This window comes from Paracoccus sp. S4493 (genome assembly GCF_000967735.1).
In the GTDB taxonomy this organism is placed as follows: domain Bacteria; phylum Pseudomonadota; class Alphaproteobacteria; order Rhodobacterales; family Rhodobacteraceae; genus Paracoccus; species Paracoccus marcusii.
This window is the reverse complement of sequence record NZ_JXYF01000021.1, coordinates 18,936-41,022: the sequence shown is the minus strand read 5'-3', so window position 1 is coordinate 41,022 and position 22,087 is coordinate 18,936. Positions and strand designations below refer to the sequence as shown.

Genomic DNA, 22,087 nt, shown 5'->3' with positions numbered 1-22,087 from the left:
CGCCGCCGCCAGATCGGCGGCCAGCATATCGGTGGCGGCATCCGCGAAGGGCGTGACCAGGATGTTGCGGCGCGTCTCCGTAGCGATGTCGGGGTCGATCAGCCCATGCGGGCGCAGCGCCGCGATCAGGGGCGCATGGGTCGCGGGCGTCACGCCGCGCAGCTGCAGGTTGGCGCGGCCCGTCAGCTCGATCACGCCGTTGCCATGGGTCTGGGCGGCATCGGCGATGGCTTGGGCCTGGGCTGCGTCCAGACGCCCGCCGGGGGGGCGGATGCGTACCACCCACCCGTCGCCGGACTCCATCGGCTGCAGCGCGCCGGGGCACCAGCCGCGGATCATGACAGCCCCGCCGCGATGGAGTTGCGCCGCGTGACCCACAGACCGGCATCGTGCAGCCGCTGGAACAGGTCGCGCATCGCGGCCAGGGCGGCGGGGTTCGCGTCCTGCATGAAGGCGACGATCTCGGGGCGGCCCAAGGTCGCCTGATGATAAAGGTCGAACAGATGCGCGGGCACCGCGCCCGCCAGATGGGCAAAGGCCGCCATGTGGTCCAGCGTCGCCGCGATCTCGGCCGCGCCCCGGTATCCATGTGTGGTCATCGCATCGGCCCAGGCCGGATCGGCGGCACGCGAGCGGGTGGTGCGGGCAATCTCCTCGGTCAGGGTCCGGGCGCGGGGGCGGTCGGGTTGCGTGGCGTCCAGATGGTACAGGCTGGCCCGGCCGCCGATCCGCGCCATGGCGGCGGCAAAGCCCCCTTCATGCGCGGCATAGTCGGCGGCCAGCAGCAGATCCGTCTCGGGCAGGTCCTGCGCGTGGACAAAGCTGTCGGTCGCGGCCAGCCGCGCCTCCAGCGCGTCGCGGGCCTCATGGCTGGCGCCATCCGCCCCGATGGCCCAGCTGGAGGCCGCGATCCAGGCCTCGCCCGCGGCCTGACGCGCGGCATCGGTGAATTCCGTGGGCGCGGTGCCCATGCCCAGCCCGTATTGCCCGGGCTGCGGGCCGAAGACCCGTGCGCCCCCGGCATAGGGGTTCTGATCCGCCGCTTCGTCCCGCGCAGCCAGCGTCGCGGCCCCGGTCTGGAACAGCTGCGCCAGCACCGGGAACACGTCACGGAACAGGCCCGACACGCGCAGCGTCACGTCGATGCGGGGGCGGCCCAGCAGGGCCAGCGGCAGGACCTCGACCCCCGAGACGCGGCCCGATCCGGCATCCCAGACCGGCTTCAGCCCGGCCAGATGCAGGGCCATGGCGAATTCCTCGCCCGCGGTGCGCATGGTCGCGCTGCCCCAGAGATCCACGACCAGCCCGCGCGGCCAGTCGCCGTGATCCTGCAGGTGGCGGCGCAGCAGCTCCTCTGCCAGCTTCACCCCCTGCGCATGGGCCGAGGGGGTGGGCACGGCGCGCGGATCCACGCTGTAGAGGTTGCGCCCCGTGGGCATCACGTCCGACCGCCCCCGATTGGGCGATCCCGACGGCCCCGGCGCAACGAATCGCCCGGCCAGCGCGGCCATCAGCCCGTCGCGTTCGGCCTGACCGCAGGCGCCGCTGCCCCAGACATGCAGCCCCTCTCCGTACTGGCTTTCCTTGATGTCGCAGACGAAGCGGTCGATGCGGGTGATCGCCTCGGCGGCGCTGGCCTCACAGGGGATGCCCAGATCGGCCTCGACCCCCAGGGCGCGCGCCTCGTCCCGGATCGCGGCGATCAGGCGGTCGCGGCGCGCGGGGTCCAGCCCGTCGGCGGTGGAATATTCGTCCAAGCTGCGCTCCAGCCCGGCCATGCCGGGGGGCAGGGCGGCCTCCCGCATGGGCGGCGGCATATGGCCCAGGGTCACGGCCCCGATCCGGCGTTTCGCCTGCGCGGCTTCGCCCGGATCGTTGACGATGAAGGGATAGATCACCGGCATCGCCCCCAGCAGCGCCGCAGGCCAGCAATCGCCCGACAGCGCCACCGCCTTGCCCGGCAGCCATTCCAGCGTGCCATGCGCGCCCATATGGATCAGCGCCCGCGCGCCCTGCTGCGCCAGCCACAGATAGAAGGCCACGTAGGCATGGCGCGGCGCGCGGGTCAGGTCGTGATAGCTGTCCTCGCGCCCGGCGCGGTGGCTGCGTTCGGGCTGCAACGCCAGGATCACCGGGCCATGCAGGCTGGCGCGCAGGTGGAACGCCCCGTCCCGGCAATCGGGATCGGTCTCGGGTGGCCCCCAGGCCGCGTGCAGGTCCTCCTGCAGCGCCTGCGGCAGGTGGGCCAGCGCCGCGCGGTAATCGTCCAGCGGCCAAGCCAGGGTGCCGTCCGGCAGCGCGGGCAGGTCCGTGCCCAGCATCGCCCCCACCGCCTGCGCGGATGCCGGCGCGTCCAGCCCCACGGCATGGGCCTGTTGCCAGTCGCGGCCCGGATAGGTGGAGAGCACCATCGCCACGCGCCCCGCCCCCTCCGCCAGGGCGTGCCAGGCGGCGATGCGGTCGACGGCCCGGGCCAGCATCGGCGCATCGGGCCGGTGCACGAAGCGCGAATACTGCAGGTCCGGGTCGCGCGGGCTGACCGCCTTGAAGCTGATGAGGCCCGCGAAGATGCGTCCGTCGACCTCGGGCAGGACGACATTCATCGCCAGGTCCGACGGCGACAGCCCGCGTTCGGCCGCCAGCCAGTCGCGGCGGCGGTTGGTGGACAGGGCCACCTGGAACACCGGGCAGGACCAGCCGTCGAACGGACCCGCATTCCCCCCGGAAAACCCGGTCGCGTTCACGACCAGCACAGGCCCGCCCGGCAGGGCATCGGCCAGCCAGTCGCCCAGGCCCGGCGCCTTGAGCGACGGGGCAAAGACGCCCATCGCCGCGATGCCCCGCGCCCGCAACGCCCGGATCAGCGCGTCGATGGGCGCCACATCCGCCGCCGCCAGCCAGCTGCGATAGAAGGTGACCAGCGCCTGTACGGGCCGCGGATCGACCACGCCCCGGTCGGGGTCGTAGAACCCCATCGCGGGCAGGGTCTTGACCCCCGGCACGGGCGCGGCCTGCAGGCCCGATGCGATGGCCATCTGCGCCAGCGCCGCCTGCGCCGCGACCGCGCCGCCTTGGTCGCAATGCCGCCGCAGCACGCGCAGGACCGAGGGGGGAACGGTCGAGATCTCCTCCAGCCGCGGATCGTCGCGGCCGTCCGCGGGCAGCACGGCCAGCGCGATGCCACGCCTGCGCGCCAGGTCCTGGACCGATGCCAGGCCATAGGGCCAATAGGCCTCGCCGCCGATCAACCGGATCAGGATGCCGCGCGCGCCCGACAGGGTGTTCTCGACATAGGTGTCGACCGAGACCGGGTGCCGCAGTGCCACCAGGTTGCACAGCCGCGTGGGCGGAAGCCCCCCCGCCGCGCGCCGCCAGCCTTCCGCAAAGGCCCCCAGGTCGCTGTCCGAAAAGGACAGGACCACCAGATCGCCGGGCGTCTGCCCGGGATCATAGGGGGCGTCGGACTGTTCAAGCCCGACCTGTTCGCGGAAGATGACATGCATCAGGCGGGGACACCCTCCAGCACGGCGCGGATCGCGTCCGGGTTCACGTCGTCGTGCTCCGCGATCACCACCAGGCGCGACCGACGCGGGGTCTGGCCCCAGGGGCGGTCGTACTGATGGCGCACCCGCGCGCCCACGGCCTGCAACAGAAGGCGCATGGGCTTGCCCGCGACGGCGACATGGCCCTTGACGCGCAGCACGTTCTGCTCGGCGGCCAGACGGGCGATGCGGGCGGCCAGATCGGCCGGGTCGGTAATCTCGGGCAGGTCGATGACGACGGTGTCGAAATCCTCATGCTCGTGGTCGTCGGCGCCGTCATGATGGCTGGGGCGGGCGTCCAGGTCGTCCTCGGCGGCCTTGCCCAGACCCAGGATCAGGCGCGGATCGACCGCGCCCTCGGTCACGGTCAGGATGGGCAGGGGGCGGGGCAACTCGGCCTCGATCGCGGCGCGGGCGGCGGCGACGCCTTCCGGTCCGGCCAGATCGGCCTTGGTCAGCAGGATCACGTCGGCGCAGGCGATCTGATCCTCGAAGACCTCGGACAGGGGCGTCTCGTGGTCCAGGCCGGGGTCGGCGGCGCGCTGCGCGTCCACCGCCGCCACGTCCGGGGCAAAGCGGCCGGCCGCCACGGCCTCGGCGTCGGCCAGGGCGATCACGCCGTCCACGGTGATGCGCGAGCGGATGGCGGGCCAGTCGAAGGCCTTGAGCAGGGGCTTGGGCAGCGCCAGCCCGGACGTCTCGATCAGGATGTGGTCCGGGCGGGCGGGAAGCGCCATCAGCGCCTCCAGCGTGGGGATGAAGTCGTCGGCGACGGTGCAGCAGATGCAGCCGTTCGACAGCTCGACGATATTCTCGGCCGGGCAGGCGGCGTCGGCGCAACCCTTGAGGATGTCTCCATCGACACCCATCGTGCCGAATTCGTTCACGATCACCGCAAGGCGCAGCCCCTGGGGGTTGGCCATCAGATGGCGCACCAGGGTCGTCTTGCCCGACCCCAGAAAGCCGGTGATCACGGTGACGGGGGTCTTGATAAGGTCGATCATGGTCACTCCTGCGACAGGGTATGCGGGGGGATGCGGGCAAGGCTCTGCTTGCGGAAGACGGCGGGGCGTTCGCGCCACGGCACGATGCCGTCGGCGGTCCCGGCATAGGCGCGCGCGCCCGACAGGATGTCGGCGGCGTCGTCCAGCGTCAGGCGGCCATAGACATAGGACCACTTGCCCGGCGCGGACAGCGCGACGGAACAGCCCTGCGAACAGGCGGAAAGGCATTCGACGGGGCGGATCTCGACACCGTCTGGGGCGGTGCGGGACAGAAGGTCGTGCAGCCGGGCGCCAAGGCGCGGCGCGTCCGGGCCAAGGGCATCCGTCCTTGCGGCATCGGTCCCTGCGGCATCGGGAACCGGGTCGGGCACGGTGCCGCGACAGGTGGTGCAGACATGCAGAACGGCGCGCATCGCGGCCCCTTCCTTGTTGCGGCAAGGGGCGTCCGAGAGGAGGCGGCACGGGGCATCCGGCCATCACCTGCCGGTCGCGAAACACCCCGTTCGCCCGTCATCGTCAGGTGCTGGCAGGTCTCCCGGCTTGCGGATTCAGGGGCGGATGCCCCGACGGTCGTCCCACCTTCCCAGCCCCAATCGGGGCCAGTGGATCGGGCGACCTCTCCGGTCACGGTCGCGGGGGCGGCTGCGCTTGGGGTCGCGGGTCTGGTGACCCGGGGCCTTGTCGCATTCCCTCTTCGCCTGTCATAGACAGGAACCAACACGCCCTCACCCAAACCCCCGCACCCGCCGTTTGTCAACCGCAAGGAGCGACCCGATGACGCAGACCGACCCGATTTCCGCCGAGGACCAGGACCGCCACGCCGCCAAGATGGCCAGGAAAAAGGCCGCCCGCGACCGCATGATGGAGACCAAGACCGGCGAAAAGGGCCTGATCATCGTCCATACCGGGCCGGGCAAGGGCAAGTCGTCATCGGGGTTCGGCATGATCATGCGCTCCATCGCGCACGGGATGCCCTGCGCCGTTGTGCAGTTCATCAAGGGCGCGTGGGACACGGGCGAACGCACGCTGCTGACCACGCATTTCACCGACATCTGCCAGTTCCACGCCATGGGCGAGGGCTTTACCTGGGAGACGCAGGACAAGTCCCGCGACATCGCCATGGCGCAGGCCGGATGGGCACGTGCGCAGGACCTGATCCGTGACCCGGCCATCCGCATGGTCCTGTTGGACGAGATCAACATCGCGCTGCGCTATGGTTATCTGGACGCGGCCGATGTGGTGGCCTTTCTGCAGGCGGAAAAGCCCGCCATGACCCATGTGGTGCTGACCGGGCGCGGCGCCCCCGACGCGCTGATCGAGGCCGCCGACCTGGTGACCGAGATGACCCAGATCAAGCATCCGTTCCGGTCTGGGATCAAGGCGCAGGCCGGGGTCGAATACTGACACCCGCCGGTTGGCGGTCAAAAAACCTCACGCGGCGGTGAACCCTCGGGGGGAGTCACGGGTTCCCTCTGGTATATCCCAATCGCCGGAGCCCGCCTGACGTGACCCCACCCCCGCTTGCCCCCGATGCCGCCCTGTTCCTGGATTTCGACGGCTGCCTGGTCGACATCGCCCCCCGGCCCGATGCGGTCGTTGTCACGCAGGCGCTGCGCGACCGGCTGGCGGCGCTGTACCGGCGGCAGGGGGGTGCGGTGGCGCTGATCTCGGGGCGCGACGTGGCCGACCTGCGCGGACATGTGGACGGGTTCGAGGGCATCGTGGCGGGCAGCCACGGCGCCGAACTGTCGCTGTGCCCCGGCCGCATCCAGACCCTGCACCGGGTCGATTTCGACGCGGGCCCCCTTCATGCCGCGGCCCATGCCGCCGCCGCGCCCCATCCCGCCCTGCTGGTTGAGGAAAAGCCCCACGGCGTCGCACTGCATTATCGGGACGCCCCCGATCTGCGCACCTTTGTCGAGGGGGTGATGCAGGATCTGGCCGACCGGAACCCGCATCTGGTGCTGCAGCCCGCCAAGATGGCGGTCGAGCTGCGCCCCGGTGGCGTCGGCAAGGACAGCGCGCTGGCGCATCTGATGACGCTTGAGCCCTTCGCCGGGCGCGTGCCGGTCTTTGCGGGCGACGATACCACCGACGAACCCGCCATGGCCGAGGCGCAGGCCCGCGGCGGCTTTGCCATCAAGATCGGCGACGGTCCCACCGCCGCGCATCACCGATTGTCCGACCCTGCCGCGCTGGCCGCCTGGCTTGACGCATCGCTGAACTGAGGAATGCCCATGTCCACCGAACCGCGCCTGATCGTCGTCTCGAACCGCCTGCCGCTGGGGGACGACCCCTCGGGGGGGCTGGTGGTGGCGCTGGAGGATGCGCTGCGCAGTTCCGGCGGGGTGTGGGTGGGTTTCTCGGGCGAGGTGACGGACGATCCCGCGCCCGACCTGCAGGACCATCCGGGCGCGGCGTTCCAGCGGCTGTCCTTTGACCTGACCCCGCAAGAGCATGACGAATACTATCTGGGCTATTCCAACTCCATCCTGTGGCCGCTGTGTCATGGGCGCCCCAACCTGATGCGCATCAGGCCCGAATACCTGGATGGATATGCACGGGTGAACCAGCGCATCGCGCGGATGCTGCTGCCGGTCCTGCGCCCCGATGACCGGATCTGGGTGCAGGATTATCACCTGTTCCCGCTGGCCGCCGAACTGCGCGCCCTGGGGGTGGAAAACCCGATCGGCCATTTCCTGCACATTCCGTTTCCGGGTCCGGCCGATTGCGCGGCCCTGCCCAACCCCGCGCAGCTGTTCGATTGGCTGTCCCATTACGATCTGCTGGGGTTCCAGGCCGAACGCGACCTTGGCGCCTTTGCCGAAAGCGCGCGCCAGCTGGCGGACGGCGATCAGGTCGCGCCGGACCGCTTCCGGCTGTCGGGACGCATGGTCCGCACGCAGGTCTTTCCGATCGGCATCGACGCCGCGGCCTTCATCACCGAGGCGGCAGACGCCCCCGACAGCGACCGCATGCGCCTGCTGACCGGGGCCAAGATGATGATCGGCGTCGACCGGCTGGATTATTCCAAGGGCATCCCGCAGCGGTTCCGGGCCTATCAGCTGCTGCTGGAAAAGATCCCCGACCTGCACGAGAAGATCTCGTTCCTGCAGATCGCGCCCCCGACGCGCGGCGAGGTTGAGGCCTATCAGGACATCCGTGAGGAGACCGAACACTTGGCCGGACGCATCAACGGCCAGTTCGCGACGTTGAACTGGACGCCGATCCGGTTCATCCATCGGCCGTTCCCGCGTCCCGTGCTGGCGGGGCTGTACCGGCAGGCGCGCATCGGGTTGGTCACGCCGCTGGCCGACGGGATGAACCTGGTCGCCAAGGAATACGTCGCCGCCCAGAACCCCGACGATCCGGGCGTGCTGATCCTGTCGCGCTTTGCCGGGGCCGCAGAGACCATGGCCGAGGCGCTGATCATCAACCCCCACGACCCGCATGATCTGGCCGTCGCGATGGCCCAGGCGATGCGGATGTCGCAAGCCGAACGCCGCGACCGCCATGCCGCCCTGCTGGAAGGCGTGGTGGACCACGATGTCGCCTGGTGGTCGCGCACCTATCTGGAGGCGCTGACGGCGCGGTGATTCGCGCGGGGTGTGCCCAAGGATCGGGCAATACCCTCAAATTGCGCCCGGTCCCGTGGCAGCGCACGTTCCGGTTGACCGAGCGGCGCGGCCTGCGGTGACAGGGGCGCAGGTCCGGCGCATGGTGGACCTATGAAGCAGATGCTTCGTGGCGTCCTCCTCCCGGTCCGGCCACGGACACTTCGGAAAGCCGCCGGTCCTGCCGCCCCCCTCCTCCCTGCGGCCAGGTCCGGCGGTCTTTTCGTCTCAGCCGATCAGGCCCGCCACGTGGCGCAGGGCTGCGGCATAGCCGTTCAGCCCCAGCCCCGCGATCACCCCGTCGGCGCGCTTTGACACGAACGAATGGTGGCGGAACGCCTCGCGCTTGTGGACCTGGCTGATATGGACCTCGATCACCGGGCCGTCGAAGGCGTTCAGCGCATCCAGCACCGCGACCGAGGTATGGGTCAGTGCCGCCGGGTTGATGACGATGGCCGCGGCTTCCAGCCGGGCTTCGTGGATCCAGTCGACGATCTGACCTTCCCAGTTCGACTGCAGGAAGCGGATGTCATGCGGGGCGGCGGCCTTGCGGCACAGCGCCTCGAGATCGGCCAGCGTCTCGTGGCCATAGACCTCGGGCTGGCGCTGGCCCAGCAGGTTCAGGTTCGGACCGTTCAGGACATGGATCAGCGGCATCGGGGTCTCCTTGCTGGGGCTTGCTAGCGCGGGCGGGTGTCAGCCCGCAAGCGCGGTGACGGGGGCAGCGCGATGGGCGGGGTCGAGCATGCGCAGCGCCGGAGGATCGTCCGACAGGATCGCCACCGCGCCGGGGGCGGGGGGGCCGGACCACAGCACCGCCCCGTCGTGACCGATCAGCGCCAGCCGGTCGCCCTGCATCCGCAGCACGCCGGGCCCCGGCGCTTGCCACAGGACCGCGCCGCCCCGCATCAGCCGCGGCCCGGCATCGGGGTCGTTCTCCAGCCGCACGGGACCGCAGGTCAGCACCTGTCCGGGCCACAGCGGGCCGTCCATCCGGTCGGTGTGCGCACAGTCCCCGGTCAGCCCGCGCGCCAGCAGGGCGGCCAGCGTGGCGCGGTCCCACCCGTGATGGGGCGCGGCCGCGGTCAGGACCACCATCTTGGCCAGCGCCGCGACGGGCGTCATGTCGCCCCCCGTGACGGCGCCTGTCGCCGCAATCCAGGCCCCGGCGGCATAATCGAACGCGCCGACCTGCCCGCCGATCACCCGGCTGGCGATCAGCACGGGCACGTCCGCATCCGCCAGCACCTGCGCCATCGCGCCATCTCCTGCGGGGACGTTGCCGGGGCCGAACCCCTCCAGCAGCAGGCCGGTCGCGCCCTGGTCCAGTGCCGCGCGCACCTGCTGCGCCAGCATCGGGGCGGCGGCGCGGTGATCGGCGGGCACGGCCGTGATCTGCACCACGCGCTGATCGTCGATGCCGGCCTGCACCGCGTCCAGCTGGGCCATCGCCTGCGCATGGGCCGCGGGCGAGTCCAGCGCAAGGTCGGGCGCGGCGGGGCCGGGCAGGGGCGCGACCGTGCCCCGGCGGATGCCGATGCCGCGTTCCGCCAGGGGCGCCAGATGCGGGCTGTCGAAAGCCGCGAAGCGTGTCGTCGACACCTTCAGTGCGCGGCACCCGCGCAGCAGGCGTCCGTCGAAGAAGATCGCGACCTCGGGCAGGCGCAGGCGGGCGCAGGACAGTGCGCCGGTCAGGTTGGCCAGCGCATCGCTGCCCGCGTTCAGGACCAGCCCGGCGGGGGTGTCGGTGAACAGCGGCAGCTGTGCGCCCGTCAGGATCACCGGCTTGGACAGCGCCGCGCGGGCCAGCCCCAGATCGTCGAACACGTTCAGCAGCAGGGGCAGCGCCGCGCCGGTGTAATCCATCGTGTCGGTGCCGTGCAGGATCACGAAGGCGTCGTGGTCGGCATACAGGTCCAGCACCCGCCGCGCGATCCGGCACCAGTCGGACGGGCGCAGGTCGGTGCTGTCCAGCGTTCCGGGCCCGTCATCCGAAAACCGCAGTCCCGTGTCGAAATGCAGCGCGTCCCCCGGCAGGGCCGCCGCCAGCGCCGGCCCCAGCAGATCCTGCGCGGCGCGGGCAAAGCGGTCCGCCGCCATGGGGGCCAGCGGCTGGCCCGTGCTGCTGATCGTGCCGCCCGTGTTGATGATGCAGATGCGCATGAGGGTCCCCCGTTCCCGGACCGCTATAGAACGCTCAGGCGGTGCCGATCCAGCCCCGCAGAAAGCTGGCAAGGTTGTGCGTCAGATCCTCGGACAGATAGCCGCCCTCCTGGACGATGACGGTGGGCAGGCCCGCGGCGCGGATGCGGGCGGCGGCGCGGGCGAAACCCGGGGTGGTGACGCGCAGCCCGCGAAACGGGTCGTTCTCGTGCGCGTCCAGCCCCAGGGCCAGGACAAGCGCGCCCGGCGCGAAACCCGCGATGCGGTCCAGCGCGCGGTCGATGGCGTCCAGCCAGACGGCATCGTCCGATCCCAGGGGCAGCGGCAGGTTCAGGTTTGTGCCGGCCGGCCCCACCTCATGCGCATGGCCCAGATAGAAGGGATAGAACGCGTCCGGATCGGCATGAACGGACACGGTCAGCACGTCGGCACGGTCAAAAAAGATCTGCTGCGTGCCGTTGCCGTGATGGACATCGATGTCCAGGATGGCGACCCGGTCATGCGCCGCACGCAGGGCCTGCGCGGCGATCGCGGAATTGTTCAAAAAACAGTGCCCCGCCGCGGTGTCTGCATCGGCATGGTGCCCCGGCGGACGGCACAGCGCATAGGCCGCGCCCGCCCCGTCCAGCACCGCGCGGCTGGCCGCCAGCGCGGTGTCCACCCCGCGCAGCGCCGCCGCATAGGTGTGCTGCCCAAGCGGACAGCCGGTATCGGCCATGTGCCAGCCCGCCCGCCCGGTGATCCCTGACGGATAGGTCTGGTCGGCCTTCTGCGGATGCAGGTTGGCCACGACCTCGGCCCCCGCGCCGGGGGCCGTCTGCCATTCGTCCCATGCGGTTTCCAGAAAGTGCAGATAGCGCGCCGTGTGGACCGCGTGCATCGGGGCGCGGTCGGCCACCGGCGGATCGGTCGCGGTCAACCCCGCGGCGGCGATGCCTGCCAGCAGGCGGTCCGCACGTTCGGCGGTTTCCTTGTTCGCCATCAGCACCCCGCGCAGCATCCAGAACCGGGGATCGTGGGCGGCGGTATCGGGTGCGTAAAAGCAAGGCAGGCTGTCCATGCGGCGCAGGCTAGGACGCCGGCGCCGCATCGGCAAGATCAGAAGCCGCTATGCGTCTTCAGGAACTCCGCCTCCTCGGGGGTGCTGTCGCGGTCCAGGATTGCGTTGCGATGCGGAAAGCGGCCGAAGCGTTCGACGATGTCGCGATGCTCGCGCGCGAAATGCAGCGAATGGTCGTTGCCCAGGTCTTCGTACAGCGCCACCGACCGGGTCTGGTCGGCCAGATCCTCGCTGTGCATGAACGGCAGATAGAAGAACTGCCGCCGGTCGGGGGCCTGGCCCACGTCATGGCCCATGTCCAGCGCGGTCCGCGCGTGGCGCAGCGCCAGGTCGTTCGATTCGAAGCTGCGCGGCCCGCCGCGATAGATATTGCGCGGGAACTGGTCCAGCACGATCACCAGAGCCAGCGCGCTGTCGGGCGCGTCCATCCAGTCGTCCAGCCGCCCGGCATGCGCGGCCTCGTAGGTGTCGCTGAAACGGGCGGCGATGTCGCGGTCGATGTCGTCCGACTTGGCGAACCAATAGGGGCGCATCTGGTCCGAAAACCAGAACTCCAGCACCTCGTGGGGGGTCTTGGGCATGTGTCTCTCCGTCACGGCAAGGGGATGTGTTCGTCGCGGTCGCCCGGCGGCAGGTCGAACCGTCCTTGCCCCCAACGCGCCTCGCGCCATTCCTGTTTCGCGGCCTCGATCCGTTCGCGCGACGACGCGACGAAGTTCCACCAGATGTGGCGCGGCCCGTTCAGCGTGGCACCGCCAAGCGCCATCAGCCGTGCGCCCCGGTCGCCCGCCGCCACCGTGATCGCGTCGCCGGGGCGGAACACCATCATCTGGCCGGCCTGGAATTCCTGCCCGGCGATGCTGACGCTGCCCTCGGTGATGTAGATCCCCCGATCCTCGTGATCGACGGGCAGGGGAAAGCGGGCGCGGGCGGCAAGCGTCACGTCCAGATAGAACGTGTCGGAATGCATCGTCGCGGGCGCTGTCTCGCCATAGGCGCGGCCCAGGATCAGTCGCGCCTCGATCCCCTGGTCGCGGATCTCGGGCAGGGCGTCCGCCGCGTGATGTTCGAAGCTGGGGGCGATGTCCTCATGCGTCTCCGGCAGGGCGATCCAGGTCTGGATCCCCAGCAGGCTGCTGGGCCCGGCGCGCACGGCGTCGGGGCTGCGTTCGGAATGGGTCACGCCGCGCCCCGCCACCATCCAGTTCAGCGCGCCCGGCGTGATGATCTGGTCGGCGCCGGTGCTGTCCCGATGCTGAAAGCTGCCGCGATACAGATAGGTGACCGTGCCCAGCCCGATATGGGGATGCGGGCGCACGTCGATGCCTTGGTCGGTCAGGAATTCCGCCGGGCCCATCTGGTCGAAGAAGATGAACGGCCCCACCATCTGGCGTTTGGGGGCGGGCAGGGCGCGGCGCACCTCGAACCCGCCCAGGTCGCGGGCGCGGGGGATGATCAGCGTCTCGATGGCATCGGCGCCGACGGCGTCGGGGCATCCGGGGGTCAGGGCGGGGTTCCAGCTCATGGCGTTCTCTCCTGTGCTGTTTCCAAGGGTGGGTGTTTGCGGGCCATCGGGCAAGCGTGCAGGCGTTCGGTTCGTGCGAACGCCGGGTTGCGTACGACCCCCGTGGCGCCGAACGACCGCCACGGGCATGTTGAATCCTGAAAGGAGGTCGCCATGACGGGACTTCATCACGTGACGGCCATCACGCGCGACGTGCAGGCCAATGTCGATTTCTGGATGGGCTTCCTGGGCCTGTCGCTGGTCAAGCAGACCGCGGGGTTCGAGGATGCCGAACAGCTGCACCTGTTCTATGGCGATGCCACGGGCGCGCCCGGGTCGCTGGTCAGCTTCCTGGTCTGGCAGGACGGCGCGCCCGGTCGCGTGGGACACGGACAGGTGGCCGAGATCGCCTTGGCCATCCCCCGCGCGCGGATCGGCGACTGGCTGACCCGCGCCATGCAGCGCGGCTTGCGCGTCGAGGGGCCGGTCCGCGAATTCGGTGCGCCGGTCCTGCGCCTGCGCGACCCGGACGGGATCATCGTCAAGCTGGTGGGCGGGGACATCCCCGATTCCGGCTGGCCCGCGGCCCCCGCCCGCCTGCAGGGCGTGACCCTGTGGTCGCAGGACGCTCCGGCCACGGCGGCGTTCCTGGCGCGCTTCGGCTATGCCCCCCAGGGCATCGAAGGCGGCGTGACGCGCCTGGCATCAAACCGCGACGCGATCGACATCCGCGACACGGCAGGGTTCGTGCCGGGCATTCCGGGAACCGGGGTGATCGACCATGTCGCCCTGCGCGTGCCCGATGTCGCGGCGATCGACGCGCACCGGGCCGCGCTGACGGATGTGACGGTCCATGATCGGCTGTACTTCACCTCTCTCTATGTCCGCGATCCTGCGGGCATCCTGATCGAACTGGCGACCGACGGTCCAGGCATGGCCGTGGACGAGGACGACCTTGGCCGGACCCTGAAGGTCCCGCCGCACATGACCGACGACACCGACCTGCGGCTGCGCCTGCCGCAATTCGCCCGCCCGGGCGAGGAAAGGACCCCCATGCGCGATCTGCCCTTCATCCACCGCATCCACACCCCTGACGATGCAGACGGGTCGGTGATCCTGCTGCTGCACGGCACCGGCGGATCGGAATCCGACCTGATGCCGCTGGCGCATCGCATCGCGCCGCGCGCCACCCTGCTGGGCCTGCGCGGCCGGTCGACCGAGGAGGGCGTCGCCCGGTTCTTCCGGCGCCTGTCCATGGCCAGCTTTGACCAGGACGACATCCGATCCGAAGCCGCGGCCTTTGCCGGCTTCTGGGAGGGTGCGATGGCGGCCTATGGCCTCGACCCCGCGCGGCTGACGGTGCTGGGCTATTCGAACGGCGCAAACTTTGCGGGGGCGGTGATGGCGCTGCATCCGGGGCTGATCGCGCGGGCGATCCTGATCCGGCCGATGCTGGTGCTGGACCCGGTGCCACGGGCCGACCTGTCGGGGGTCCGGGTTCTGACGCTGCAGGGGGCGCGCGACCCCTATGGGCATTACGCCCCGGCGCTGAACGACTGGCTGGCCGCAAGCGGGGCCGATCTGGACGCCCGCACGATCGCGGCGGGACACGAGATCGCCCCCGAGGACCTGGCCGCGGCCAGCGCCTGGATGGCCAGCCCCGGGGCATGAAAAAGCCCCGCCTCCGGTCTTGGCCGGAGGCGGGGCGCACTGGTCAGACTGTGTACGGCGCTATAACTCAGACAAATTCGAACCGGTTCCCGAACGGGTCCGCCACGGCGGCGGATTTTTCCGGAAATCCGGTCAAGGCGACGTGATCCAGCCCCGTCCGGCCGCCGGGGTGGGGACCGGCGCCCCGGCTGTTCCAGATATTCGCGGCCAGATGGTGGTGATAGCCGTTCCAGCCGTACCACCCCCCGCCCGACGCATCATGGGTGCGCGTCAGGCCAAGCGTGCCCTGCATGAAGTCATCGGCCGCGTCCATCGCCCCGACCTGCAGGTGGACATGGCCGATTTGGGTCCCGGCGGGCGCGCCCTGCCAGGGCCCGTCCGCGGCGGCCGCAAGATCGTTCAGGTCCAGCCGTTCGGTGACCATCCGCACGCGGTCGCCGTCGCGGGTCCAGTCCAAGGCAGGCCGGTCGCGATAGATCTCGATCCCGTTGCCTTCGGGGTCGTCCAGATACAGCGCCTCGCTGACATCGTGATCCGATGCGCCGGTCAGCCGCACGCCCGTATCGGCGGCGTGGCGCAGCCAGCGGCCCAGGGCCGCGCGGTCGGGCAGCAGGAAGGCGGTGTGGAACAGGCCCGCGTCACGCGGATCGCGCGGGATGGCGGCGGGATCGCCCGACAGGCGGATCAGCACCTGCCCGCCCGCGCCCAGATCGCGCTGTGCCCCGTCCCCGCCCATCGGCTCCAGCCCAAGCACGGTCTGATAGAACCGCGCCATGCCGGGCAGGTCGCGCACGGTCAGCGCGACATGGGCGATGCCGGTCATGACCGGCCGCCGCCGATCGAGCCGGCAAAGCCCGCTACGAATTCGGCCAACCTTTCGCGGGTCTTGTCGTCCGTCAGGTTGCCCTGGTCGTCGAACAGATCGCCCGCGCGCGACACCATCAGCCGTCCTTCCCACCATGGGCGGGTGGCCAGCATCCGCAGTACCGGCAGCCAGTGCGACTGCGCATGCGCGGTTCCGAAATTGCCCGGAGAGGCGCCGATGACGGCGACGGGCTTGCCCTTGAAGACGGCCATGCCCTGGCCGCGCGACATCCAGTCGATGACGTTCTTCAGCACGCCCGGCACGCCGTTGTTGTATTCCGGGCTGACCAGCAGTAGCCCGTCCGCGGCCGCCAGCTGGTCGGTCAGGGTCGTGACCGCGGCGGGAATGCCCGACGCGGCCTCCAGGTCGCCGTCATAGAGCGGCACCTGCGCGATGTCGCCGATGGTGATCGTCACACCCTCGGGGGCGGCATCCGCCGCCGCCCGAAGCAGGCCGGAATTCAGCGATGCCCGACGCAGGCTGCCGGAAAGTCCCAGGATCGTTGTCATCGCGTCTCTCCTTGCGTTCAGGCCAGGGGTTTCAGCCCGGCCTCGATCTGCTGGCGCTTGCCCTCCAGGAAGGGGGGCAGGGACAGGCCCTCGCCCATCGTCTCGAAGGGTTCGTCCACGTCGAAGCCCGGCCCGTCGGTCGCCAGTTCGAACAGATTGCCGCCGGGTTCGCGGAAATACAACGACCGGAAATAGAACCGCTCGACCTCGCCGCTGCTGGGCACGCGGAACCGGGCCACGCGGTCGGTCCAGGCGGTCAGGGCAGCGGTATCGGGCACGCGGAAGGCCACGTGATGCACCCCGCCCGCGCCCTGGCGCGCCTGCGGCAGGCCGGGCTGGACCGCGACATGCAGTTCGGCCGCGGCACCACCCTCGCCCATCTCGAAGACATGGACCTGGCCCTGGCCATCGGGGCTGGCATAGTCGCGCACCAGGCGCATGTTCATGACCTGGGTCAGCACGGCCTGGGTCGGGGCCAGTTCGGGAACCGAGATGGTGATCGGCCCCAGCCCGTGAATCTGGTGTTCGGCGGGCACGTCGCTGCGATCCCAGGGCTGGCCTGCCGGGGTGGGGGCGGCGATCAGGCGCAGGCGCTGACCCTCGGGGTCCTCGACATCCAGGGTCGGGCGGCCGTCCAGCGTGGTGATCTTGCCGGCCAGGCCCGACAGGCGGTCGGCCCAGTAGTCCAGGCTGTCCGCGCCCACGCGCAGCCCCGTCCGGGTGATCGCGTTCGTGCCGCGGCGTTCGGGCGCGGCGGGCCAGTCGAAGAAGGTGATGTCGGTGCCGGGGCTGCCCGCCCCGTCCGCGAAGAACAGGTGATAGGCCGAGGTGTCGTCCTGGTTCACGGTCTTCTTGACCCGGCGCAGGCCAAGGGTCTGGGTATAGAACTGGTTGTTGCCCCGCGCATTGGCGGTGATCGCCGTCAGGTGATGGATTCCGGTCAGCTGCATGGCAGGCTCCTTTCCTTGCTTGAAGGGAATATGGCGCAGGCGGGGCGTTCGCGGCACCCATGCGCGCGGCAACGCCGCGTTCGGTTCTTGCGAACGACTGGCGACGTGCTAGGGTTCGCCATGACCTGGACGATCACGGATATCCGAACATTTCTGTCGGTGCTGGATGCGGGCAGCATCTCGGGCGCCGCGGCGCGGTCGGACCTGTCGAAATCCGTGGTCAGCAAGCGGATCACCGATTTCGAGGCCGCGTTGGGCGTCGCGCTGTTCACCCGGCATGCCGGGCGCATCGCGCCCACCGATAGCGCACTGTCCCTGGCCGAACGGTTGCGCCCGGCGCTGGCCGAACTGGTCGCCGCCACCGAAAGCGCCGCCGCGCCCGAGGCCGCGCTGCGCGGGCGGCTGGCCATCGCGGCGCCGATGAGTTTCGGCATCCGCCACCTGGGCCCGGTGATCGCGGGTTTCGCGCGTGCCCATCCGGGGCTGGAGATCGTGCTGGATTACGATGACCGGCACATGGACCTGGGGCGGGCGGGGTTCGATCTGGGGCTGCGCATCGGGCATCTGAAGGACAGCAGCCTCATGGCGCGCCGCCTGTGCGAGGATCCGCGCGCCCTGGTGGCCAGTCCCAATTACCTGGCGCAGCACGGCGCGGTCGGGGCGCCCGGCGATCTGGCGGGGCACGAGGTCATCGGATACCTGAACGCGCGGCTGGCCGAGATCTGGCCCTTTGGCGCCCAGGTCGCGCCGCCCCGGCAAAGCCGGGTGTCGGCCAACAACGGCGAGGCGATGCGCGATCTGGCCATCGGCGGGTTGGGCCTTGCGCTGCTGCCGCTGTTCATCGTCCATGACGCGCTGCGCGACGGGCGGCTGGTGCAGGTGCTGCCGGACCTGGCGCAGGACCCGCTGCCGATCAGCGTGGTCTGGCCGCCGATCCGGCCGCTGCCCCGCAAGACACGCGCCTTTGTCGATCACATCGCGGCGGCCTTTGCCGAGGACCCGCCATGGCAGCGCGGCCTGGTGCGTCCCGCGACGGCCGGGGGGCCAGCCCCCCGGACCCCCCGCCCCCCCAAGCCCCTTGAAGGTGTGCCATGAAGCTGGTCGATCCCGATGCGCCGTTCTTTCGCCCGCTGTGGGTGCGGGTGATCTGCGTGATGCTGCCACTGATCTGGGCGGGGGTGGAGCTGTGGTCGGGCAGTCCCGCCTGGGCCATGCTGTTCGGGGCCGCGGGGATCTATCTGGGGCTGGCCCTGTTCGTGTGGCGGCGGCCGGAGCCCTGAGGCCCCAGCCACCCGTATCTTAGGCGGTCAGCGCCGGCGCACCCGTCAGCCAGGCGAATCCGTTCGCCGGCAGGTGCAGCGTGCCGCCCTCCAGCGTGGCGTTGACCGGGCCGCTGAGGCCGGTATCGCCCGCGACCGCCACCGACAGGGGCGTGCGCGACAGGTTGAACACCGCCGTCAGCGCCTGCCCGTCATGGTCGCGGCGGAAGGCCAGGATCGGTTCGGGCATGTCCAGGAAGGCGGTCTCGCCGAAGCGCAGCGCATCGGACGCCTTGCGGAAGGCGATCGTGCCGCGATAGGCGGCCAGCACGCTGTCGTTGCTGTTCTGCTGATGCGCTACGGCGCGGACCGCCTGGTCGTCCTTGACCGGCAGCCAAGGCGCTGCGTCCGAGAACCCCGCATGCGGTTCGCCCTGATCCCAGACCATCGGCGTGCGGCAGCCGTCGCGGCCCTTGACCTCGGGCCAGAAGCGCAGGGCGGGGGGGTCGGTCAGCTCCTCATAGACCAGGGTCGTCTCGGTCTGGCCCAGCTCCTCTCCCTGATAGAGGCAGATCGTGCCGGGGAAGGACAGCAGCATCGCCGCCGCCTGCCGTGCCAGCGCCTCGGGGGATTGCGCATGGTCGGCCCAACGGGACACGTGCCGGATCACGTCGTGGTTCGAGAAGGACCAGCAGGAATGGCTGTCCGGGGCATGATCGTGCACGCCCTCGATCGTGTGCCGGAAATGGCGCGCGGTGAAGTCGGGGCTGAGCATCTCGAAGCTGTAGCACATGTGCAGGCGGTCATCGCCCTGGGTGTAATCGCCCATGATGTCGATGGCGGTCTGGCCGCCGTCGCCGACCTCTCCGACCATCATGCGGGCGTCGTATTCGTCGGTCAGCGCGCGCATGCGTTCCAGGAAGGCGATGTTCTCGGGCTGGTTCTTGGAATGGACGTGGCGCTGAAAGCCGTAGGTCTCGGGGCCCTTGTGGTCGGGATTGGGCGGGTTGTCGCGCAGCTTGGCGTCGTGGAAGTAGTAGTTGACCGTGTCCAGCCGGAACCCGTCGACGCCGCGATCCAGCCAGAAACGCATCGTGTCCAGCAGGGCGTCCTGGACCGCGGGGTTCCACATGTTCAGGTCGGGCTGCTCGATCAGGAAGTTGTGCAGGTAGTACTGGCGCCGGCGCGGCTCCCATTCCCATGCCGGGCCGCCGAAGACGGAGGGCCAGTTCGTGGGCGGCGTGCCGTCGGGCTTGGGGTCGGCCCAGACATACCAGTCGGCCTTGGGGTTGGTGCGGTCGCGGCGGCTCTCCTCGAACCAGGGATGCTTGTCGCTGGAATGGCTGATGACCTGGTCGATGATGACCTTCAGGCCCAGGGCGTGCGCGCGGGCGACCATGGCGTCGAAATCGGCCATGCTGCCGAACAGCGGGTCGACGCCGGTATAGTCGGACACGTCATAGCCCATGTCCTTCTGCGGCGAGGTGAAGAAGGGCGACAGCCAGATCGCATCCACACCAAGGCCCGCCACATGGTCCAGCCGGCGCGTGATGCCCGGCAGGTCGCCGATGCCGTCGCCGTCACTGTCCTGAAAACTGCGGGGATAGATCTGATAGATCACCGCGTCGCGCCACCATTCCGCCATCATCGATACCTTTCCGGAAAATCCTGTCGTCGCGGATGACTATAGCGGGATCAAAAAGGAGGTGTTAGCGTTAACCAGACGATTGCCCGAATCTGTGATCGGGCTAAGGTGGGCCGCATGGACAAAAGCAAGAATCCTCCGCATGTTAGCCCCGAAGATCAGGCCTTGCTGGCCCAGGGGCGATGTTCGCAACCGTTTTCAATTCTGGGACCGCGCCCGTTCGGCGACGGTCAGTGGCTGACCGTCTATCACCCCGACCTGGCTGCACTGTCGGCCGTGGGGCCCGATGGAGAGACGGATCTGCCGCGCGTGGCGGGCGATCTGTTCGCCGGCCCGATCCCGGCCGGTCCCTATCAGCTGAAGGCCCGGTCGGGCGGCGGCGTCGAATGGACCTTTGACGACCCCTATCGGTTCGCGCCCGTGCTGGGCGAGATGGACCTGCACCTGCTGGCCGAAGGCACGCACAAGCGGCTGTGGCAGGTGCTGGGCGCGCATGTGACCACCCATCAGGGCGTCGCAGGGACCCGCTTTGCGGTCTGGGCGCCCAATGCGCGGCGGGTGTCGGTCGTGGGCCAGTTCAACGGGTGGGACGGCCGGCGTCATCCGATGCGCCGCGTGGGCCAGGGGTTCTGGGAGATCTTCCTGCCCGACCTGGGCGAGGGCACCCTCTACAAGTACGAGGTTCTGGACGCCCATGGCGGGGTCATGCTGAAGGCCGACCCGGTGGGTTTCGGCAGCCAGCATCCGCCCGAGAAGGCCAGCGTGGTGCGCGACATCACCGGCTATGGCTGGAAGGACGCCGAATGGATGGCGCGGCGCGCGCGGGCGCAGGATCGCCGCGCCCCCATCAGCATCTATGAGGTCCATCCGGGCAGCTGGCGGCGCAAGTACGACGATGGCGGGCGGCCGCTCTCCTATCAGGAGATGGCGCGGGATCTGGTGGCTTATGCCAAGGACATGGGCTTCACCCATCTGGAGCTGATGCCGGTCAGCGAATTTCCGTTTGACGGGTCATGGGGCTATCAGCCGGTGGGCCTTTATGCGCCGACGATCCGGTTCGGCCCGCCGCATGAGTTCCGCGACCTGGTCGATGCGGCGCACCAGGCGGGGCTGGGGGTGCTGCTGGACTGGGTGCCGGGGCATTTCCCGACCGACGCGCATGGCCTAGCCCGCTTCGACGGGACCGAGCTTTACGAACATGCCGACCCGCGCGAGGGGTTCCACCAGGACTGGAACACGCTGATCTACAATTATGGCCGGACCGAGGTGCAGAATTTCCTGACCGCCAATGCGGTCTATTGGCTGGACGAATACCATATCGACGGGCTGCGCGTGGATGCGGTGGCGTCGATGCTGTATCGCGACTATTCCCGCAAGGCCGGCGAATGGGTTCCGAACAAGGATGGCGGGCGCGAGAACTACGAGGCGATCGCCTTCCTTCAGAACATGAACATCGAGGCTTACGGCGAACAGCCCGGCATCATGACCGTGGCCGAGGAGAGCACGTCATTCCCCAAGGTGTCGGCCCCGGTCGATGCGGGGGGGCTGGGCTTTGGCTTCAAGTGGAACATGGGCTGGATGAACGACACCCTGCGTTACATGAGCCGCGATCCGGTCCACCGCCGCTATCACCACGACCTGATGAGCTTTGGGCTGATGTACGCCTTCAGCGAGAACTTCATCCTGCCGATCAGCCATGACGAGGTCGTCCACGGCAAGGGCAGCCTGCTGCACAAGATGCCCGGCGACGAATGGCAGCAGTTCGCGAACCTGCGCGCCTATTACGGCTTCATGTGGGGGCATCCGGGGAAAAAGCTGCTGTTCATGGGCTGCGAGTTCGGCCAGCCCGAGGAGTGGAACCACAATGGAGAGCTGAACTGGCACGCGGCCAGCCAGCCGATGCACCAGGGCGTGCAGGCGCTGGTGCGCGACCTGAACGGCCTTTACCGCGACACCCCCGCGCTGCACGTCAAGGATGCCGAGCCCGAGGGGTTCCAGTGGATTGCGACCGATCCCGCGCAGTCGACCTATGTCTGGGTGCGCCGCGGCGATGCGGGCGATTCGCCGGTGGTGGTGGTCTGCAACTTCACCCCGGTGCCGCGTCCCGGTTTCCGCATCGGCGTGCCGCAGGCGGGGCGCTGGCGCGAGGCGGTGAACACCGATGCCACCGCCTATGGCGGCAGCGGCATGGGCAATCTGGGCGGCGTCGTGGCGGACGGGGAACCGCAGGACGGTCAGCCGGCTTCGATGGCTGTGACCCTGCCGCCCCTGTCCGTGGTGATCTTCGTGGCGGCAGGCTGA

The 22,087-nt window shown here is 69.8% G+C and carries 19 protein-coding genes, 1 pseudogene and 1 riboswitch; of the genes and pseudogenes, 7 read left to right on the top strand and 13 right to left on the bottom strand.

Translation table 11 applies throughout. The features are described from left to right. The 4 genes and pseudogenes from TW83_RS04505 to TW83_RS04490 all read right to left on the bottom strand — a co-directional run. A pseudogene (locus TW83_RS04505) lies at nucleotides 1–339 on the bottom strand (precorrin-3B synthase); the annotation flags it as partial. Next, nucleotides 336–3,503, bottom strand: coding sequence for a cobaltochelatase subunit CobN (gene cobN / locus TW83_RS04500; RefSeq protein WP_045981579.1), 3,168 nt, complete (start codon nucleotides 3,501–3,503; stop codon nucleotides 336–338). The gene cobN and the pseudogene TW83_RS04505, both read right to left, overlap by 4 nt. Beyond that, nucleotides 3,503–4,546, bottom strand: coding sequence for a cobalamin biosynthesis protein CobW (gene cobW / locus TW83_RS04495; protein WP_045981578.1), 1,044 nt, complete (start codon nucleotides 4,544–4,546; stop codon nucleotides 3,503–3,505). Before cobW ends, cobN begins: the two co-directional genes overlap by 1 nt. Nucleotides 4,547–4,548: 2 nt before the next feature. Then, nucleotides 4,549–4,959 (bottom strand): DUF1636 domain-containing protein, encoded by a 411-nt coding sequence (locus tag TW83_RS04490; protein ID WP_045981577.1) that lies wholly within the window; start codon nucleotides 4,957–4,959, stop codon nucleotides 4,549–4,551. 94 nt (nucleotides 4,960–5,053) lie between these two features. Then, nucleotides 5,054–5,280: riboswitch (cobalamin riboswitch) on the bottom strand. A gap of 40 nt (nucleotides 5,281–5,320) precedes the next feature. Between TW83_RS04490 and cobO the strand changes: the two genes are divergently transcribed. The 3 genes from cobO (at nucleotide 5,321) to TW83_RS04475 (ending at nucleotide 8,142) form a co-directional block, all read left to right on the top strand. Next, on the top strand, nucleotides 5,321–5,950 hold the full coding sequence (cobO, locus tag TW83_RS04485) for a cob(I)yrinic acid a,c-diamide adenosyltransferase (protein WP_045981576.1): 630 nt from the start codon (nucleotides 5,321–5,323) through the stop codon (nucleotides 5,948–5,950). A gap of 101 nt (nucleotides 5,951–6,051) precedes the next feature. Then, on the top strand, nucleotides 6,052–6,774 hold the full coding sequence (otsB, locus tag TW83_RS04480) for a trehalose-phosphatase (protein ID WP_045981575.1): 723 nt from the start codon (nucleotides 6,052–6,054) through the stop codon (nucleotides 6,772–6,774). A 9-nt stretch (nucleotides 6,775–6,783) separates the two neighbouring features. Beyond that, nucleotides 6,784–8,142 (top strand): trehalose-6-phosphate synthase, encoded by a 1,359-nt coding sequence (locus TW83_RS04475; protein WP_045981574.1) that lies wholly within the window; start codon nucleotides 6,784–6,786, stop codon nucleotides 8,140–8,142. 246 nt (nucleotides 8,143–8,388) lie between these two features. Here the strand turns inward: TW83_RS04475 and aroQ are convergent, their stop codons facing one another. The 5 genes from aroQ to TW83_RS04450 are packed head-to-tail and all read right to left on the bottom strand — an operon-like array spanning nucleotide 8,389 to nucleotide 12,908. Beyond that, on the bottom strand, nucleotides 8,389–8,817 hold the full coding sequence (aroQ, locus tag TW83_RS04470; protein ID WP_042250123.1) for a type II 3-dehydroquinate dehydratase: 429 nt from the start codon (nucleotides 8,815–8,817) through the stop codon (nucleotides 8,389–8,391). A 39-nt stretch (nucleotides 8,818–8,856) separates the two neighbouring features. After that, complete coding sequence (locus TW83_RS04465; protein ID WP_045981573.1) at nucleotides 8,857–10,323, bottom strand: asparaginase domain-containing protein; 1,467 nt, start codon at nucleotides 10,321–10,323, stop codon at nucleotides 8,857–8,859. A 34-nt stretch (nucleotides 10,324–10,357) separates the two neighbouring features. Continuing rightward, nucleotides 10,358–11,383, bottom strand: coding sequence for a histone deacetylase family protein (locus tag TW83_RS04460; RefSeq protein WP_045981583.1), 1,026 nt, complete (start codon nucleotides 11,381–11,383; stop codon nucleotides 10,358–10,360). 38 nt (nucleotides 11,384–11,421) lie between these two features. Then, a complete protein-coding gene (locus TW83_RS04455) occupies nucleotides 11,422–11,964 on the bottom strand; it encodes a DUF924 family protein (protein ID WP_045981572.1) in 543 nt (180 codons plus the stop codon). Between the two features lie 11 nt (nucleotides 11,965–11,975). After that, a complete protein-coding gene (locus tag TW83_RS04450) occupies nucleotides 11,976–12,908 on the bottom strand; it encodes a pirin family protein (RefSeq protein WP_045981571.1) in 933 nt (310 codons plus the stop codon). Nucleotides 12,909–13,061: 153 nt separating this feature from the next. Here TW83_RS04450 and TW83_RS04445 point away from each other — a divergent pair, with 153 nt between their 5' ends. Next, on the top strand, nucleotides 13,062–14,558 hold the full coding sequence (locus tag TW83_RS04445; RefSeq protein ID WP_045981570.1) for a VOC family protein: 1,497 nt from the start codon (nucleotides 13,062–13,064) through the stop codon (nucleotides 14,556–14,558). Between the two features lie 67 nt (nucleotides 14,559–14,625). Here TW83_RS04445 and TW83_RS04440 read toward each other — a convergent pair whose 3' ends face one another. From TW83_RS04440 to TW83_RS04430, 3 genes are read right to left on the bottom strand one after another with little or no spacing between them, the layout of a single operon-like run. Continuing rightward, nucleotides 14,626–15,381: a VOC family protein gene (locus tag TW83_RS04440; protein ID WP_045981569.1), complete on the bottom strand. Its 756-nt coding sequence runs from the start codon at nucleotides 15,379–15,381 to the stop codon at nucleotides 14,626–14,628. Then, nucleotides 15,378–15,932 carry an NAD(P)H-dependent oxidoreductase gene (locus TW83_RS04435; protein WP_045981568.1) on the bottom strand — a complete coding sequence of 185 codons (555 nt, stop codon included), beginning with the start codon at nucleotides 15,930–15,932 and terminating at the stop codon, nucleotides 15,378–15,380. The genes TW83_RS04440 and TW83_RS04435 overlap by 4 nt, the downstream gene beginning before the upstream one ends. Nucleotides 15,933–15,949: 17 nt before the next feature. Continuing rightward, nucleotides 15,950–16,882: a ring-cleaving dioxygenase gene (locus tag TW83_RS04430; RefSeq protein WP_045981567.1), complete on the bottom strand. Its 933-nt coding sequence runs from the start codon at nucleotides 16,880–16,882 to the stop codon at nucleotides 15,950–15,952. A 120-nt stretch (nucleotides 16,883–17,002) separates the two neighbouring features. Between TW83_RS04430 and TW83_RS04425 the strand changes: the two genes are divergently transcribed. After that, on the top strand, nucleotides 17,003–17,977 hold the full coding sequence (locus tag TW83_RS04425) for a LysR family transcriptional regulator (protein WP_071209465.1): 975 nt from the start codon (nucleotides 17,003–17,005) through the stop codon (nucleotides 17,975–17,977). Further along, the gene (locus TW83_RS04420) at nucleotides 17,974–18,162 is read left to right on the top strand and encodes a hypothetical protein (RefSeq protein ID WP_045981566.1); all 189 of its coding nucleotides are present in this window, start codon (nucleotides 17,974–17,976) and stop codon (nucleotides 18,160–18,162) included. Before TW83_RS04425 ends, TW83_RS04420 begins: the two co-directional genes overlap by 4 nt. 19 nt (nucleotides 18,163–18,181) lie before the next feature. Here the strand turns inward: TW83_RS04420 and TW83_RS04415 are convergent, their stop codons facing one another. Continuing rightward, nucleotides 18,182–19,786 carry an alpha-glucosidase gene (locus TW83_RS04415; protein WP_045981581.1) on the bottom strand — a complete coding sequence of 535 codons (1,605 nt, stop codon included), beginning with the start codon at nucleotides 19,784–19,786 and terminating at the stop codon, nucleotides 18,182–18,184. Nucleotides 19,787–19,903: 117 nt separating this feature from the next. On the opposite strand from TW83_RS04415, the gene glgB reads away from it, so the two are divergent. After that, nucleotides 19,904–22,087, top strand: a complete 2,184-nt coding sequence (glgB, locus tag TW83_RS04410) for a 1,4-alpha-glucan branching protein GlgB (RefSeq protein ID WP_045981565.1) — start codon at nucleotides 19,904–19,906, stop codon at nucleotides 22,085–22,087.